Here is an 18723-nt window from a genome sequence, read left to right as displayed (position 1 = left end):
GGAAACACAGATGAGCGAATTGTTGAAGCAGACGAAACGCTACTTGTATATTTACTGGCTTTTTTGCAAGAACAGTTTCATGTCTGAAATGGAATACCGTGTGAATTTTATTTTTGGGGCGTCTATTGAAGTTGGTTATTTATGTATCAAACTGCTTTATGTGCTAGTTGTCTATCGCGCAGGGGTAACGGTTAATGGCTTGACACCTGACGGCATTCTACTGTGTGTGGGGTCATTTACATTTATGACAGGTATTTATTGTTTGTTCTTTTATATTAATTTCGCCCGGCTCCCCGGACACATTCGAAATGGTACTTTGGATATGATGATCACCAAGCCGGTGTCCCTCCAGTTTATTTCGACGTTGACTAAATTAAATTTTGGGTTGTCATCGACGAATATCATTGCGGGAATCATCATTATCGTGATTGCTTGGCGGCGATTGGAAATGCCTGTGACGATAGATAATGTCTTGATGTATGTGATGTTTACGATCTGTGGGGTCATACTTAATTACGCATTATTATTATTACCGTCGCTGTTATCATTCTGGACGGTACAGTCGAAAGGAATTAATGATGCGTCTGCTCTTTTATGGGACATGAACTATATGCCAATGACCATATACAGTAAAAGTCTCCAGTTTGTCGGAAGCTTTCTGCTTCCGGTATTTCTCATCACCAATTTGTCTCCTTTCTATGTAATGGGAAGGCTGCCGAATTATATGATGATTTGGGGTTTCATTGCTCCGGTACTGTTTTTAGTTCTATGCCGATTGCTTTGGAAGCGCGCAATCAGAAGCTATACCAGCGTAAACAGCTAGCGCTAGTTCTATTCAACATATGAAAGCAGGGGAAACGACGATGACAAAGGTGGTCATTTTGTGCGGTGGGCTCGGTACAAGGCTGGCTGAAGAAACGCACGTGAAGCCAAAGCCTCTTGTTGAGATCGGAGGACTGCCGATACTGGTTCATATTATGAAACTGTACGGCTCTCAGGGCTTCGGTGAATTCGAGCTCGCACTTGGCTATAGAGGTGAGATGATCAAGCATTATATGCTGCATTATCCACATTATACGAGTGATTTGACCATTGATATGCGTACAGGTGCGGTTAGTAAGTCTGGTAACGGCAGCGAAGAATGGATTGTACATTTGACCGATACTGGGGAGCGGACGATGACAGGCGGACGGTTGCGGAGGTTGAGACCTAGGCTTGGAAACGAAACATTCATGATGACTTACGGCGATGGAGTCGGCGATATCAACCTAAGGGCGCTACTGGACTTTCACCGATCGCACGGTAAGCTTGCGACCGTAACCACAGTGCGCCCCCCAGGACGTTTCGGCACGATGTTGACCGAGGGAGATCAAGTTAAGGTTTTCCACGAGAAACGGGATCAGGAGGAACGATGGATCAATGGCGGGTTTTTCGTGCTAGAACCGCAGGTGTTGGATTATATCGAGGGAGATGCGGACAGCTTAGAAAGCGATGTGCTCGATCTCATTGCGCGAGACGGTCAACTGATGGCCTATCGGCATGAAGGTTTTTGGTCTTGCATGGACACAATTCGAGATCACCAGTCGCTGGAGGCGTTGTGGGCGACTGGTGAAGCGCCATGGAAGGTGTGTGCCAGCAGTTCAATGACGTAATCGAGCTTGCGTGTAGTGATGTACTGTTTCAGAGTGCCGGCAATATATGCCTTGACGAGCGCGATCGGGTTATAAACGGTCGGCTCTTTTCGCGCGCGAAACTCGAAATAAAGATTGAAATGTTGCTTAGATTTAGCGAGCAAAACCTCTAACGTAAGCTTGAGAGAAACGCAAAGAATTCTGACCAATAATAGGAGAAATATAACTATATCATACTTTTGAAAGCGTCCTAATTCTGAATATTAAGCAAAAAAATTAATAATATTCACTTCACAATTTCGGTAATTGTGAAATTTGATTACGCTTACAAATACCTTAAAAATGAACCCTGTTATTTAAGTTTTCAACACTATTCATGTCAAACTATCGACTATACAATAAAGTCATATTCTCCAAGCGGCAGCTTGAGTCGGGGGGAGAGGGAGGAGTGAGGATGGTTTGGAGCAGCTAACGAAGGTAGGCACATCACAGCGGACAAAGCAGCTCACGGCAGTGAAACGATCCATCTGGCATGAAATTGTCCAACAGAAATATGCTCATTTGTTCGTTTTAACGGGAATGCTGTTTGTGTTCGTCTTCCATTACTTGCCGATGTTCGGCATTTTGATGGCATTTAAAAATTATTCAATCTCGACAGGTATTAAAGGGATCTTTACTAGTGAATGGGTAGGGCTCAAATATTTCAATGAATTTGTCCACGCTTACAATTTCAAGCAGATTGTAACGAATACGCTGGCTATTAGTCTTTTGAAATTGGTCTTTACCTTCCCTATGCCGATTTTATTGGCCATTATGTTTAACGAAGTGCGGCATCAGCTCTTTAAGCGATTCGCACAGACAGTCAGCTACTTTCCTCATTTTATTTCGTGGATCGTTGTTTCCGGGTTGCTCGTTGTCTTCTTGTCGACCAACTCTGGTATTGTAAACGATTTATTAAAGGGTTTAGGCATTGTGAAGGAGTCGCTTCCTTTCCTATCCAGTCCGGATTATTTCTGGGGACTAGCAGTCACGACGGCCATGTGGAAAGAAGCGGGCTGGTGGGCGATTATCTTCCTCGCAGCGATCAGCGGTCTTGATCCTACGCTGTATGATGCGGCCGAAATGGATGGAGCTGGTCGATTGCGCCGCATCTGGCATATCACACTGCCTGGTATCCGTGGCACGATTATCGTCGTACTTATTCTCGCAGTTGGAAGCATGCTCGGTGGAGGCCTTGTTGGTTCCAACTTTGAGCAATCGTACCTGCTCGGTAATTCGATTAATAATGAACGCTCGGAAATATTGCAAACGTATGCGTTTAAGATGGGCTTAGCGCAAGGACGGTACGCTTATGCGACGGCAATCGACTTAATACAATCGGTAATCGCTATTATTCTTGTATTCGGAAGCAATTACTTATCCAAAAAAGTCACCAAAAACAGCTTGTTCTAACAGCGGAAAGGAGTCAATTATGCATCGCAGAACGATCGAAGATCGCATTGTTGACACTGTAAATATTAGTTTGCTTGTCATCATTGCGCTGGTTACGATGTACCCCTTTTACTATTTAATTATTATTTCGTTCAATAACGGGCTTGATACCACGCTGGGAGGCATCTATTTTTGGCCAAGGGATTTTACCTTCAACAATTATGAGAAGTTTCTCAGCGATCCGAAGTGGATTAAGTCTTTTGGGGTCTCCGTGATAAGGACAGGTATCGGAGCGGCCGTCACGATCTTTTTTACGTGTTTGACAGCGTATGGTCTGGCGTATCGTAATCTGGTGTTTCAGAAGTTCTACTTTTCATTTTTTATCATTGCCATGTACACCTCGGGCGGACTTATCCCCTATTACGTTGTACTGCGCAGCATAGGATTACTCAATACATTTTGGGTTTATATTGTTCCAGGTGCAGTGACAATCTTCTTCCTCATTATTGCGGTCTCATTCTTCCGTGAGATACCTGCGGAGATGGAGGAATCGGCGCGAATAGATGGGGCTTCGGATTTAACTATTTTTTTGAAAATCATCCTACCCGTCTCCAAACCACTGATTGCTGCAATGGGATTGTTTATAGGCGTAGGCCAATGGAACTCATGGATGGATTCGGCCTATTTTGTCAATAAGGATTCGCTCCGGCCATTAACCTACCGTATGATGGAAGTTATTAATCAGGGTATGGTTCCAACGGATATGGCTTCTGCGGATTACGCTGCGGCCGTTACGGGTGTGACAACCTTTTCGATACAGGTGACAGCCATGGTTATCGCAGTTATACCGATCCTGCTTGTCTATCCTTTTTTACAAAAGTACTTTGTACAAGGAATTATGATCGGTTCTGTAAAGGGTTAAGCAGCATTTGTTTGATTTCTAGTGTATGACGTTGATGGAACGCGGAATAAAACCACAAATAAAAAAGAGGGTTTATTCCGTTTCATAAATAATTTAAGGTAGAGATAAAAAGGAGGCAATTCAATGAAGAAGGTTTTTAAATCGACAGGGTTGATAGCGCTTGCAGGGATGATGTTACTTACAGCCTGTTCAAGCGCCAACAGTGGCAACAGTACGGAAACTAGCAAGGCGAGTACCGCACCAGCTGCCACGCAAGAAGCCAAGAAAGCTGACCAAAAACCTGTAGAGCTTACGGTGTTCGTCAATATGCCATGGTGGTCTCTGAAAGACTGGAGCGGCAAGGTTCCGGAAGAAATTACTAAGAAAACCGGAATTAAGCTGAATGTTCAGGTTGCTACGGACGATAAACAGCTTCCGCTTCTGATCGCTTCAGGCGATTTACCTGATTTGGTATATACAGCTACTGATCTGACGCGCATGGCCGTCAGTAATGTATCCTATCCATTGGGGGACTTAATCAAGAAGTATGCGCCGGATTTCAAAATTAGTAAAGAACGTATGGGCGTCAACACGATGCCAGACGGTAACTTCTATACGATACGAAATGCATACTCTACGGAGCAAGAGTGGAAAGATAATACAAAAGCAATACCAGGCACGAGCGGTTTGACTTTCCGTCAAGATATTATGGAGAAAATTGGTAATCCTCCACTGAATAACTTGGATGATCTCACCGCGGTTCTGGGCAAAGTGAAAGCTCAGTTTCCGGATATGACGCCGCTCGTGTGGGATAAAGATCAAATCGGTCAAAATCTACGTATCAACTTCGGATTGAAGAAAGCCAAAGGCTTCGTGGACATAGACGGTGCTGCGAAATACTACCTGAAAGATAAAAACTATTTGAATTACTACCTGTACATGAACAATCTGTACCGCAAAGGATATATGACGGCTGAGAACTTCACCTTTAAGGACGCTCAGCAAGATGATCAATTGGTATTGAACGGTAAAGCCTTTGCCCATGGCCACGGTAATGCGGATGCGACCAACGCGCAATTGGAAAAACTTGGGACAGCATTCAAAATGACGCAAGTGACGAAACTGCTTAGCGACCAAGCGGGTGTTCCGATGGGTGGATCCGGCTGGGCAGGCATGTATATTACGAAAAGGAACAAAAACCCAGAAGCTTCAATTAAATTCTTGCAGTTCATGTACAGTGAAGAAGGACAAAAGCTTGGACTTTACGGTATTAAGGGCGAAGATTGGGAATATAACGAAGCAGAGAAATATCCGGTTATGAAATATGATTTCAACAACGCTGAAATTCAAAAGAAAATGGGTGTTGTTTGGTGGGGTCTGATTGGCAGCAGCGGCGTTAACGAAGCACTACAACGTTATAGCCCGACTTCTCAAATGACGCAATGGGGTCTTGCTAATAGGGCCGCTCTTAAGTTCAACCCTGCACTGGGTCTGGTTTCTACAGAGCCGGATACAGATGAGCAAGTGATTGAAAATCAAATCACAAATATGGTCACGACCGAAGAATTGAAAATCTATTTGGCGGCTTCCGAAGCAGAAGCCAAAGCGAATTACGAAGCCATGATGAAAAAGGCCGAAGGTATGGGACTTCCGAAATTGGAAGCCTGGGCTACGACGAAATACAAAGAATATCAGAAAAACTTTTAAACGTAGAATGATGTAAACGCTACAAAAGTGGATGCTTGCCGATATGGCCGAAATGCGTAAGCATTTCGGCCATTGAGTCGAGCCATTTATTTTTGAATTTCAGGAGGATCCTAATATGAATTACAACAATCTGCGCGAGAGGTTTGCTTCACCGGATCCGGATTTCGGTCCAGTGCCCTTCTGGTGGTGGAGTGCGGAGGAAGTAACCCCGGAACGCATTCGATGGCAATTACAGAAATTCCGCAGCGGAGGCTTGCGCAATATCGGCATCATCAATATTGCGCCGACGGGCCCTCAATATGGAAGCGTTGCCGACGATCCGCCATATTTTAGCGAGCGTTGGTGGTCGATGTTCGAAGTGGCTCTGCGTGAAGCTCAAAGATTGGGTATGCGTATTTTCTTCTACGACCAAATCGGCTTTTCGGGAACCAACTTCCCGGCTCACCTTGTCGCAGAGCATCCGGAATGGGCCGGTTACCAGCTGCGTAGACTTGCACATGGCGAGGAACTGACTGAAGGTGCAGCCTTGCTAACTGAGAGTGGCGGCTACCGGTACATAACGGTTCGGCAAGGATTTAACTGGCTCGACAAGCGCGCAACAGTGCAGTTGTACGATCGCATTTACGGCGAGTTCGAGAGGCGTTTTCCGAATGAACTAGGTCGGACGATTGGAGGCAGCTTCCAGGATGAGCTTCCATCGATGCCGTTATGGACAGATAGCCTTCCCAAGCTGTATGACCAGCGGTATGGAGAGGACTTGATTGCCGCATTGCCGGCTTTGTTTGAAGATATGGAGGGAGCTTCGCTTATACGCCGGCGCGTTTACGAACTAGCGACCGAGCTGGCGGAGGAAGCGGTATTCAAACTGCAATATGAGTGGCACAAGCGCCATAATATGCTGCAGTGCTGCGACCAGGCCGGACCTGCGCGTCGCGTCGATCTGCATGGTGCGCAACGGCTTTATCTGGATTATATGCGCACGCATCGCTGGTATAATGCCGCTGGCAGTGATATGGATGGCGAGATCAAGCCACATGCTTCGATGGTTCATTTGCACGGGGGCAAACGCGTGTTCCTGGAGTCATTCCATACGAGCGGTTGGGGCGGAACGATGGAGGAGACGATGCACTGGCTTGTGCCTTGGCTGCAGTCTGGCGTGACGCTTTACAGTCCTCACTCTGTCTATTACAGTACGCGTGGCGGATGGTGGGAGTGGGCGCCGCCCGACACGGGATGGCGTCAGCCGTATTATGAGCATTACGGCGTGTTTGCCGACACGGTCAGCCGTGCGTGCTGGCTGTTAACGCAAGGAACGCATGTTGCCGATGTTGCGGTTCATTATCCTTCGCACGCGGCATGCGGTTGGATGTCGCTGTCAGACGGAGGGCCACTCCAGCATCCGATGGCCGTCGCCAACATGGTGCCACATAAGCGAATCGGGCATGTTCAAGAGGTTTACCAATCGCTGACAGGCCGCTGGAATCGCAAGGAGCGAAATCAACCAGGTGCGCTTCGCTCCGCATGCATCGACTTTGATGTGACGGACGATTCCGCTTTGGAGATTGCGAAGGTGTCGGATGGCAAGCTCCGAATTGGCGACGAATCGTTCTCAGCACTTTTGCTATGTGGGACCACTTTGATGGATGATGCTGCCTTGGCGAAGGTGAAAGATTGGGTTGAAACCGGCGGACTGGTTATTGCTGTGCAGTGTGGAGAGGATGATCCCGTGCTAGAGGGAGCTATCTATGTCAGCTCCACCCAAGAAGTGTTAGATATTCTTGAATCGAAGTCGCTGGGTCGTGCAAAAGGGCCGAATATGCCGTTGATGCGCAGGACAGAGGACGCTGATATATTCCTTCTGCTGCCGGAAGCGGGAGAGCTGCTGCCGATGCATGAACCATCAAGTGAGGGGGCACGGCCTCCGCAGAGCGCGCGCTATCGTCTGCGCACTGCAGGCTATCCGCAGCTGTGGGATCCGGTGAGTGGGCAGGTATCCCCGCTTACCTATAGCAGGGACGGTGAATGGGTTGAGCTGGAAGTGGAGTTCGACAGCTGGCCAGCGGCATTCGTCGTATGCCCATGGGATCATAAGGAGGCTGAGGTGTTCAGCCAATCCAGGCCTCCATCGGACAGACTGGCGCAGCCGGCAGAAGTACCGTTACTTCCTGCAGTACAGGACCTGGTGAGAGAGCTGAATGACTGGCAAGTACTCGCAGTGCCCACGCTGGATAATCGTTATGGGGATTTTGATTTACATGGCGGGCAAACGGCTTTTGCGCCGATCGAGCGCCGTGAACTGCTTGTCGCGTGTGAGGAGAGCGAAGCAGACGGCATAGCAGCTTACTGGCATGTGAGTAACTTTGACGATTCGGTCTGGACGAAGCGACTGTGGAGCGAGGCTGCTTACTGGGAAGCATCTCGGGATCAGAGCTTTGATGATAGCAGCAAATGGCGGGTCGTCTACAGCAATACGCTGGGAGATCTGTCGTTCCGAACATGGGCGGGGCGTATGGGTCGGGTCCCCCGCAAGTTCTTGAATTTGAGTATGGCGGATCTTGGCGATAAGGTATGGGCGAGGACGCATGTCGTAGCGCCGAAGGCCGGGACGTACTGGCTGCGCACGGAGAGCAATGCGGCAATAGCCCTATGGGTGAATGGAGAACGGATCGCATACAGCGGTGGTCCTGAGGAGCAGACATCGGCCGTTAGCCTGAAGCACGGAGCCAATTCGTTGCTGCTGTGTGCGGAGGCGTTGGCGGGTGGGCTGATCCGCACAGGGGTTACCTTGTGCGCGGAAGAGCAGGAGCCACTGCCCAAGTGGATTTATTCGCCTAGCCCTAATTCAAAAACGCGGTTGTCATACACGATTTCCGAGCAAGGGAATGTTGGTGTCAGTCGCGTTCGCGTCATCTTCTGTGCGAAGGAGCGCGTTGCGCTCTATGTGAACGGCAAGCAAATGTCTGAGCATGGCGATTTCAATCCATATATCCGGCAGGGTCAAGAAGAGATTGATCTGACGCGGTACTGGCAGGGCGGCGACAATACCATCGAGCTTATCATGCCAGAGGGTCAAGGTGTGGCGATGGTGGACGGCGTGATCGAGCGTGTGGATGGAAGCAACCACATGTTCTGCACCGGGCCATCGTGGTTGAATGAACAGGGACAGCACTCCGAGGTTCTGCATGAAGCCGTGCTGCAGTTTGCCGAGACGGAGACGATGTGGCTCCCAGGCCGCACTCATCCGTTACCAAATGTCGGCTGGCTGATGCCGGATGCCAAACCGACGTCTCAGCCATTGCCGTTCGTCCGCGACACATCTCAGCTAGGGAAACCGATCTGGCTGCGCTTCCCACTCCCGGCTGGAGCCACGGCGCTTCAGGTCATCTGCGCTGGAGAGTGTGAATGTTGGATAGACGGCGAGCAGAAAGCAATGCGTGACGGTCAAGCGCGGTTCGAAGCGCAATTGGCCGGTACAATGGCTGCACTTCGCATCGTGCCAAGTGATATGAGTACAGAGACGGACGTGCTGCTCGCTCCGATTCGGTTCGAGGTTGCGAAGGTGCAAGGCGAACTCGGCGATTGGAGATCTGCACTGTGTCTGCCCCATCATAGTGGCGTAGTTGAATATGAGTCGATGCTCGAATGGAATGAGGGCAATAACGCGGTACTAGAGCTGGGGCATGTTCGCGGCACGGTGGAGATATGGCTGAATGGCAAACCGCTCGGTGTACGCGCATGGGGCCCATATCGATTTAAGCTTGATTGCGGCCCGGGAACGCATCATCTGCGTATTCGAGTGACGAACACGTTGGGTACCCATTATGAAATCGGCCGCCCGTCAAGCAATGTCGGTGGATCTACGAATCCGAAAGTGTCGTACTGGCAGCCAGATTCAATGCCTGAGCATTGGGAAAAGGCGTTTGCGGCCGGCGGCCTGTATGGTCCCGTTCGCTTGTACGCCGACAAATAACCAATTGATCATATTGCTTAAAATTTAAGCAGAATGCTAAACTTAAATAGATAGAATAAAATTCCAATAATGGGTACAGCGGAATCGAACCGAATCGATCCGTATGTACATGGAGGGATAGCATGCTTAACTTGATGATCGTAGATGACGAGCCCTTTATGTTAAAGGGGCTAATTAATATCATTGAGAAAGGGCAGACACCATGCTCGCGGATCGTCAGTGCGCATGATGGATTTGATGCGCTTGAAAAGCTGGAGAACTTCCGTCCTGATTTGCTTATTACCGATATTCAGATGCCGGAGATGAACGGACTAGAACTGATACGTAAAGTCCGTGAGCGCGGCCTATGCGATCGCTTCATCATTTTGACCGGATACGATGATCCCGCCTATCTGCACCAAGCCATACGCTGTAAAGTGATTGATTATCTGTTGAAGCCAATTAATAAGGCAGAGCTTTATGATGTGATGACGAATCTGTCGCTCGAGCTGCTGGAAAGTGAAGATGAGGTTAACTCTCATGCCTCATCGGACTGGGAAGAAACTGTCCCGGGCGTTGACTACGATCAAATGTCCAAAAACGTCAAAAAAATTATCCGTCATATCGAGACACATTATAGGGAAAATATTTCACTTGATCAAATTGCCGAACATGTATACTTGCATCCCAATTATATCTCCTCGCTCTTTCGTAAAGAGACTGGGCTGACGCTGATCAATTACTTACATCTGTACCGCATTAAGAAGGCGAAGTTACTGATGTTGGGCGATTCGATGGATTCCTTACACCGTATATCCGAGCAAGTTGGATACGAGAGCGTCCGACACTTCTTCAGTGTTTTCAAAAAGTACTGCGGTCTTACACCGAGCGAATATCGGCAGCACTACAAAATGCAGTAGTCCTTACAGATGTATTTTACTGTCGTGCAAATGGCGTTGAAGGAGGGTGAAATGACTGTGGATTCACTACATACCTATTATGATGTGATAAGGGTTTTGCTGACGAATGTCATGAAACAGGATCAGGAGACAGTATTTGGTTTAAGCGAGGATGACGATCTGCGAAACTATGATTTTAGTTCTCTTGCTGCCGTGGAACTCGTCGTAGCGTTGGAACTGAAGTTTAATATCTTGATTGAAGAGGAAGATATGCTGATTGAGAATCTGTGTACGCTGAACCAAATTGCGACACTTGTTCGGCGTCTAGAGGAGGAGCAAGCTTGAATATATGTATTGCTGATATTCAGGTAAAAACAGGCAATGACTGTATATACGCCAACATGCAGGAGGCACTTCGTGTTTCGGGGAGTAATCTGACGGAGGCGGCGCTATTCTTTCTGTGCGGGGGCATGAATATTCCTTATCTTGGGGACCCAAAGACGTTCTGGTTTGAAAGGATGGAGCAAATTACGACGCCATTCGTACAGATTCAACCGCAATTTTCCTTCCATAACACCTCACAGGAATACCCTGTGAATCTTGTGAACGACTGCACCGACAGTTTGGCACAAGGATATCCTGTGTTGTTATCAGTACGAACCCGATGTTTGAGTTATCACAGGGCTTATACAGAGAATGCAGCCCGCGGTCATATTGTTACGCTTTATGGATTGGACGTCGAGCGCAATGAGGCCTATGTAGTTGACCCTCATTTGCGCGACAAATCTGGCTGCATACATACGTACCAAGGACCAGTCGCATTGGATGAGTTGGAAAAAGGCTGTACGTGCATCACCTTTTACCGCCCGACTTCCGACAATCGGACGACGCCCAATTCGGTGGTGACGCGTGCTTATATGGACCATATCGCTTCGTTCCTAGATTGGGACAGAGCACTTGAATCAGGGGGGATCAACGCTGTCAGACATGTGATCTTGGATTTGGCGGAGTGGGTTACCATGAGTAAAAAGGAACTGCAGGAGTCCTGTGAGGAAGTGTACTACGGCTTGCGTGTTGGCTGCATTCTGAGCCATATCGAATTTATACAGATGTATGCGGAGGAAGCAGGTCTTGTGCTTCGTTCCGGCTATCACGAAGCGATGTCCCTGCTTGAGCCGATTTATAAGGAATGGAAGATGTTTTTATTGATGTTATACAAAATCGGGGTTCAAGGGCGATCTGAACGCATGAAAGAGCTCTCCATAAATGGTCTGAAACTGCTGGACAGTTATGCCGAGGCGTTGGGCGTATATTTGCGATGGCTGGGGAACCAGGTAGAGAGATGATCACTTGATCTTAATAAAACGAGCTTGAGCGTAATTGCGCATCAGGCTCTTCAGGCATGCCATTATTCAACTTTCGGCGAATATTGTAGATGAAACTGGAGGTAATTGAAATGAATAATCATAGAGCTTGGGATAACGGAAGACTCATTGTTTCGGATAACGGACGCCATTTGCAGCATGCTGACGGTACTCCGTTTTTTTGGCTGGGCGACACGGCATGGCTGATCTTAAAACGGACGACGAGGGAGCAGGCGCTAACTTATCTGCGTGACCGGAAGAACAAGGGCTACAACGTCATCCAGATTATGCTTGTGCATGATTTGAATTCTGCGAACGCGTACGGGAGAGTGCCGTTCCGGGATCTCGATTTGGATCAACCCGATGCGGAACATACTGAATCGTTTACAAGCTATTGGTCCTATGCGGATGAGGTGATCGACATGGCTGAGCGTGAAGGGCTGTATGTTGCGCTTGTCCCTGTATGGGGCAGCGTTGTTGAGTATTATTCCCCCAATGCCGAGACAGCGGAGCGTTATGGTGAATGGGTCGGTAATCGCTACAAGGACCGTCCTAACGTGATCTGGTTGAATGGAGGCGATATCCGTGGCAGCGATCATAGGGATGCATGGCTCCATATGGGCCGCGCGATACGGAAGGCTGCTCCCAATCACCTGATGACGTTCCATCCGTACGGACGGACACAGTCCTCGACGTGGTTCCATAATGAGGATTGGCTCGATTTTAATATGTTTCAGTCGGGGCATCGTAGCTATGAGCAGATGGATGAGGCCAATCCCGATACGTTAGTCGGCGAAGACAACTGGCGATTTGTGCAAAAGGATTGGTCCGAAGTACCGGCGAAGCCGACGATAGATGGCGAGCCTTCTTATGAGGATATTCCACATGGGTTACATAACCTTGAAGCGCCAAGATGGACGACAGACGACGTAAGGCGTTATGCCTATTGGGCTGTGTTCGCAGGCGCATTCGGGCATACCTACGGACACAATGCAGTTATGCAGTTTCATTCAGAGGAGCGGGGCGTCGGCGCATACGGCTGCACGCGAAGCTGGATCGAAGCCTTGGATGATGACGGCGCGAAGCAGATGGTCCATTTGAAGCATCTGTTCCTCTCAAGACCTTATGATGAGCGGACGCCAGACGATACTACGATTTGCGGTGATCAAGGTTACCGATACGATCGTTTATTCGTGAGCTTGGGCAAAAGCTATTTGATGGCGTACACCTACACGGGTCGGTCGATCACCTTGCAGCTTGGTCTATTCTCTGGCAAGCAGGCCGCGGTTTGGTGGTTTAATCCTCGAACAGGTGAGAGTGAATCCGCAGGTGTGGTTGATAACGAGGGAGCGCAAGAGTTCGTTCCGCAAGCGGTAAGCGCACCTGGGAACGACTGGGTGCTGGTGCTTGACGATGTCGATCAAGGATATGCGGCGCCAGGTCTCCCTCTTTCACGCTAATTCTGTGCAAAATCTAAAGTAAGAGAGGTGCTGAACAATATGCCGCAATGCAAGACGATTCTGTTCCAAGGCGATTCCATTACTGACGGTGGCAGGGGACGCAACAATGATCTTAACCATATATTAGGACATGGCTATGCTTACATTATAGCCAGCAAGTTGGGGCTTGAGCTGGCCGAGAAGCAGCCCTTGTTTATTAACCGGGGTGTCAGCGGAGACCGTGTTTTCGATCTGTACGCCCGGTGGAACGAAGACGCATTAAGTCTCCGGCCCGATGTGATAAGCATCCTGGTCGGAGTCAATGACGCCGCGCGGATCGTCAACGGAGAACACGGTGGTGCATCGGACCGGTTCGAGAGGGCTTATCGACATCTGTTGGAGGAGACATCTGAAGTGCTTCCGGGAGCAGGTATCGTGCTGTGTGAGCCGTTTATACTCAAACTTCCTCAAGTTTCGGATAGATGGGAAATCTGGCAGGAACGGATCGTGTGCTACCAAGATATCGTAAGGAAGCTTGCCGACGAATTCGGAGCCGTCTTCGTGCCGCTGCAGTCCACTTTTAATGAGGCTTGCATGCTAGCTGAACCGTCCTACTGGATTTGGGATGGCGTTCACCCGACGGCGGCAGGACACGGTTTGATCGCTAAACAATGGCTATCTGTCGTTCAACAAAGCGGGCTTCGCATTCAATGAAGGTTATCTGTGCAAAATCTAAAGCAAATTCATTAATAATGAACGCTGTAATGCTATCATTCTGCGATTACAATGAATAGAAAAGATAGCGCTTACCTACATGTAAAAGCTCGAATTATTCTTTAATGCCAAGGGGACGAATAGCTGATGTTTACGGAGAACTTACCGAAAATCATGTACGGAGGAGACTATAACCCGGAACAATGGCCTCGCGAAATCTGGGATGAAGATATGCGGCTGTTCCAGATCGGCGGCGTTGACATTGTCACGCTCAATGTTTTCTCGTGGGCGCTTAATCAGCCGGATGAGAACACATATTGTTTCGACTGGCTGGACGAGATGATGGATAAGCTTCATGCACAGGGGATTAAGGTCTGCCTTGGTACATCGACGGCGGCACATCCTGCATGGATGGCGACGCGGTATCCCGATGTCATGATCGTCGAGTATGACGGCCGCAAGCGCAAGTTCGGACGACGGCATAATTCTTGCCCGAACAGCCCAACTTTCCGGCTCTATTCGGAGAGTATGGCGCGAAAACTCGCAGAGCGTTACAAAGATCATCCAGCTTTGCTGTTGTGGCATGTTAATAATGAATACGGTTTGAGATGTTATTGCGACAACTGCGAGAAGGCGTTTCGCGTATGGCTGCGCGACCGGTACGGCACACTCGAGGAACTGAACCGCGCTTGGTATACCCGATTCTGGGGCCATACGTTCTATGACTGGAACGAAATCGTACTTCCGAGCGCACTCAGCGAGCACATAAGTTTGATCAATCCGGATGAAACCGCCTTCCAAGGCATTTCACTCGACTATGACCGCTTTAATTCAGATGCCTTTCTGGCCTGCTACAAGCTGGAACGGGACGCGATCAAGGACGTAAGTCCGGAGGCGGCTGTGACGACGAACTTTCAAGGCAACGGCACGTACAAGCCGCTAGATTATTTCAAGTGGGCGAAGGAACTGGATGTCATTGCGCTCGATATGTATCCGGCAGACGACATGACCCCAAGCCAGATGGCGATGCGCTACGATTTGATGCGAGGATTGAAAGGCGGAGATCCGTTCTTGCTGATGGAATCGTGCCCGACCCAGCTTAACTGGCGCCCTCGCAATGCTGTGAAGCGGCCTGGCGTAAACCGTCTATGGAGCCATCATGCCATCGCTCGAGGTGCGGATGCGGTTATGTACTTCCAACTGCGTCGTTCGCTCGGCGCTTTCGAGAAGTTCCACGGTGCCATGATCGATCATGCCGGCCATGAGAATACCCGGGTATTCCGGGAATGCGCCAAGATCGGCAGCGAGCTTCAGCAGCTTGGCGATTCGTTTATAGGCGCGCGCTCTGATGCGCGGGCGGCGATCGTGTTCGACTGGGATAACTGGTGGGCCATCGAGCATTCCAGCGGGCTTACTGTGGACCTACGCTATGTCAAGGAAATAGAGAAGTATTATGACGCCTTCTACAGCCGGAATCTACAGGTTGATTTCATTAGTGTGGATACGAATCTGGCTGATTATGAGATTGTGGTTGCCCCGGTGATGTATTTGCTTCATCCGGGCTATGCCACACGCTTAGAGCATTTCGTCGAACAGGGCGGCACGCTGGTTACCACAACATTCAGCGGTATCGTGAACGAAAGCGATCTAGTTACGCCTGGGGGCTACCCAGGTGAGCTTCGCGAGCTGCTCGGGATATGGGTGGAGGAGATCGACGCACCGATGGAACATCAGCGAAATCGCGTCGTCATGACATCGCAGCTTGGCGATCTGAAAGGTTCGTACGATTGCGGTGTACTGTGCGATGTTGTTCATGCGGAAGGAGCTGAGTCGTTTGCCGTATTCGAGCGCGACTTCTACCAAGGATTCCCTGCTCTTACGCGCAACCGACGAGGAGCAGGTGAAGCATGGTACGTAGCGACCTCGCCGGAGCCATCTATGCTGAGCGGACTGATTGGACATTTGTGTGAAACGCGCGGCATACAGCCAGTGCTGGATACGCCTTCCGGTGTGGAGGCGTCCGTCCGTGTCAAAGACGGAAGAGATTTTCTGTTCTTGCTCAATCATAACGAGGCAGTGGCGGAGGTTCAGCTAGGTGCAGGCACCTATGTTGATTTGTTAAGCGGCACTTCGCATGAGGGCAAGCTGCAAATGGGAGCGTTGGATGTGCGGATTTTGGCAGTCGTTCAAGTGTAAAGCATGAAGTGTTAGATCATATACAACTACAGGGGGAGCTGAACCAATGAGAGACAATACAGGCGGCAATCATATGAAACTGTGGTACCGCCAGCCGGCTGAAGAATGGGTCGAGGCGCTGCCTGTCGGCAACGGCCGTTTGGGCGGCATGGTCTATGGCGGTATCAAGCGCGAGCAGATTGCGCTCAACGAGGACACATTGTGGTCGGGTACGAAGCGGGGAGGAGAGCGCGAGGAGCCGTTGCGTTTTTTAGAGGAGAGCCGCAAGCTCATCTTCGAAGGCCGTTACAGCGATGCTCAAGCGGTGATTGAGGAGCATATGCTGGGGCCAGTCGGCAATGCGTTCCAGGCTATGGGCGATCTGGAGATCGTGATGAGCCATCTTTCCTCGGTGGAAGATTACCGGCGTGAGCTTGATCTGCGCACCGGTTTGTGCCAGACCGAATATGTGTCGAATGGTGTGCGCATAAAACGAGAGGTGTTCGTGTCAGCCGTCGATCAGGTGATGGCGGTGCGATTTAAAGCCGACCGTAAGGGAGCAATCGGGCTAGAGGCGGCGCTCACCAGCCGGCTTAATTACCGCGCCGAGAAATTTGGCATCGACCGCATCATCCTGACTGGCGCAGCGCCAAGCCTGCTGGATCACGAGAAAGAGCTATCAGAAGATACAGTGGTCTACGAGGAAAATAAAGGAATTCAGTTTCAGGTTCATCTTCAGGCCATCCTTGAGGGTGGAACTGTCGAGACGCATGGCGGAAGACTAGTCGTAAAGGGAGCGGATGCAGTAACACTGCTGCTGACCTCTGCGACCAGCTTTAACGGCTTCGACCGCGATCCCGCGCTCGAAGGATTGGACCCGCGACCGCGTTGCGACGGGTGGTTGAACGAAGCGGCGAAGCTGAGCTACGTCGAGCTGCGGGAACGCCATATCGCGGACATCACGCCGTACTTCGATCGCGTGAAACTGGAGCTTGACGCGCCAAGCCACGATGACATCCCGACCGATGAACGGATCGCGGCTGTACGGGCTGGTCAAGCGGATGAGCAGCTTACTGAGTTGTTCTTCCAGTTCGGCCGCTACCTGATGATTAGCGCTTCGCGTCCTGGCACGCAGCCGACGACACTGCAGGGCATCTGGAATAACATGACGAAGCCGCCATGGTCTTGCAACTATACGACGAATATTAATACGCAGATGAACTATTGGCCTGCTGAGGTCTGCAATCTCGCTGAGTTCCATGAACCGCTTTTCGATTTGCTGGAAGATATGCGAATCGCCGGAGAGCGTATGGCGAAGGCTTACTATAACTGTCAGGGCTGGGCTTCGCACCATAACGTCGATCTGTGGCGTAATACGAGTCCTTCCCAAGGCTCGGCAAGCTGGGCGTACTGGCCAATGGGCGGCGTATGGCTGTGCCAGCATTTGTGGGAGCATTACGCGTACGGGGTCGATCAGGAATTTCTTAGGAACAAGGCTTATCCGATTATGAAGGAAGCAGCGATGTTCTGTCTCGACTACTTGGTGGAGGATGGCGAAGGGAATCTCGTCTCGGTGCCTTCGACATCTCCAGAGAATACATTTATTGCACCCGATGGACAACGGTCTGCGGTTAGTATGAGCTCAACGATGGACATAGCGCTTATGCGAGAGCTATTCACGAACTGTATCGAAGCTGCGCGTGTTTTGGAAATGGATGCGGAGTTCAGACAATTCTTGAAGAATGCTCTGGAGCGGCTGCTTCCGCTGCGAATCGGTCAGCACGGCCAATTGCAGGAATGGTATCGCGACTTTGATGAAGCAGAGCCGGGCCATCGTCATACCGCTCATCTGTATCCGTTGCATCCGGGCAATCAGATTACGGTTCGCGGTACGCCAGAACTGGCAAAGGCTGCTCGTGTCAGCCTAGATCGCCGTCGCGTACACGAAGGCGAGGATACGATCGGTTGGTGCTATTCGTGGAATATTAGCATATACGCGCGTCTGGAAGATGCGGAGAGAGCACATTCGTATTTGACGAAGCTGCTGGGCAATCCATTTCCGAACCTATTCAATGCGCACCGCCATCCGAAAATCACATTCTATCCGCTCACAATCGAAGCCAACTTCGCAGCTTCGGCAGGCATCGCCGAGCTGCTCATGCAGAGCCATGCTGGCGAATTGAATTTGCTGCCTGCGCTCCCGAAGGCTTGGCCTTCCGGCCGGATAAGCGGCATCCGCGCACGCGGTGGCTACGAGCTCGATCTAGACTGGGCAGATGGGAAGCTGCGGAGTGCAGCTATCCGAGCTTCACAGTCTGGACGCTGCCAAGTGCGCACAGCAGTGCCAATTGCGGTTGAAGCCGCAGATTGGGAGCAGGTCGAAGATGGGGTGATCGCTTTCACGGCCGAAGCCGGCCGAAGCTACACGATCACTGCAGATTTTGCTCACATGATTTCCAAGGAATAAGGATGGGATAACATAAAAGTTTGCCAATGATCCGGCAATTCTGCCT

Annotated in this window: 13 protein-coding genes; all 13 read left to right on the top strand. The window is 50.0% G+C overall.

What is annotated here, in order from left to right; genetic code table 11:
- Positions 1–10: 10 nt before the first annotated feature.
- Positions 11–823 (top strand): ABC transporter permease, encoded by an 813-nt coding sequence (locus tag GC096_RS08460; protein WP_171629788.1) that lies wholly within the window; start codon positions 11–13, stop codon positions 821–823.
- Between the two features lie 40 nt (positions 824–863).
- Positions 864–1652 carry a glucose-1-phosphate cytidylyltransferase gene (rfbF, locus tag GC096_RS08455; protein ID WP_171629787.1) on the top strand — a complete coding sequence of 263 codons (789 nt, stop codon included), beginning with the start codon at positions 864–866 and terminating at the stop codon, positions 1650–1652.
- 438 nt (positions 1653–2090) lie between these two features.
- The gene (locus GC096_RS08450; protein WP_246302632.1) at positions 2091–3083 is read left to right on the top strand and encodes an ABC transporter permease; all 993 of its coding nucleotides are present in this window, start codon (positions 2091–2093) and stop codon (positions 3081–3083) included.
- Between the two features lie 19 nt (positions 3084–3102).
- Complete coding sequence (locus GC096_RS08445) at positions 3103–3984, top strand: carbohydrate ABC transporter permease (protein ID WP_171629786.1); 882 nt, start codon at positions 3103–3105, stop codon at positions 3982–3984.
- A 123-nt stretch (positions 3985–4107) separates the two neighbouring features.
- Positions 4108–5670 (top strand): extracellular solute-binding protein, encoded by a 1563-nt coding sequence (locus GC096_RS08440; RefSeq protein WP_171629785.1) that lies wholly within the window; start codon positions 4108–4110, stop codon positions 5668–5670.
- Positions 5671–5785: 115 nt separating this feature from the next.
- Positions 5786–9640 (top strand): hypothetical protein, encoded by a 3855-nt coding sequence (locus GC096_RS08435; protein WP_171629784.1) that lies wholly within the window; start codon positions 5786–5788, stop codon positions 9638–9640.
- A 122-nt stretch (positions 9641–9762) separates the two neighbouring features.
- Positions 9763–10539: a response regulator transcription factor gene (locus GC096_RS08430; protein ID WP_171629783.1), complete on the top strand. Its 777-nt coding sequence runs from the start codon at positions 9763–9765 to the stop codon at positions 10537–10539.
- 51 nt (positions 10540–10590) lie between these two features.
- Positions 10591–10863, top strand: coding sequence for an acyl carrier protein (locus tag GC096_RS08425; protein WP_171629782.1), 273 nt, complete (start codon positions 10591–10593; stop codon positions 10861–10863).
- A complete protein-coding gene (locus GC096_RS08420; protein WP_171629781.1) occupies positions 10860–11864 on the top strand; it encodes a BtrH N-terminal domain-containing protein in 1005 nt (334 codons plus the stop codon). Before GC096_RS08425 ends, GC096_RS08420 begins: the two co-directional genes overlap by 4 nt.
- Before the next feature lie 110 nt (positions 11865–11974).
- Positions 11975–13342: a glycoside hydrolase family 140 protein gene (locus tag GC096_RS08415; protein WP_171629780.1), complete on the top strand. Its 1368-nt coding sequence runs from the start codon at positions 11975–11977 to the stop codon at positions 13340–13342.
- A 39-nt stretch (positions 13343–13381) separates the two neighbouring features.
- A complete protein-coding gene (locus tag GC096_RS08410) occupies positions 13382–14035 on the top strand; it encodes an SGNH/GDSL hydrolase family protein (RefSeq protein ID WP_171629779.1) in 654 nt (217 codons plus the stop codon).
- A 147-nt stretch (positions 14036–14182) separates the two neighbouring features.
- Positions 14183–16231, top strand: a complete 2049-nt coding sequence (locus GC096_RS08405; protein ID WP_171629778.1) for a beta-galactosidase — start codon at positions 14183–14185, stop codon at positions 16229–16231.
- Positions 16232–16277: 46 nt separating this feature from the next.
- A complete protein-coding gene (locus GC096_RS08400; RefSeq protein WP_171629777.1) occupies positions 16278–18677 on the top strand; it encodes a glycoside hydrolase family 95 protein in 2400 nt (799 codons plus the stop codon).
- Positions 18678–18723 lie beyond the last annotated feature (46 nt).

Origin of the sequence: Paenibacillus plantarum (assembly GCF_013141695.1) — a bacterium.
Taxonomy (GTDB): Bacteria; Bacillota; Bacilli; order Paenibacillales; family NBRC-103111; genus Paenibacillus_E; species Paenibacillus_E plantarum.
Note: the sequence above shows the minus strand (reverse complement) of the source record. Positions and strands in the feature narration are given on the sequence as shown.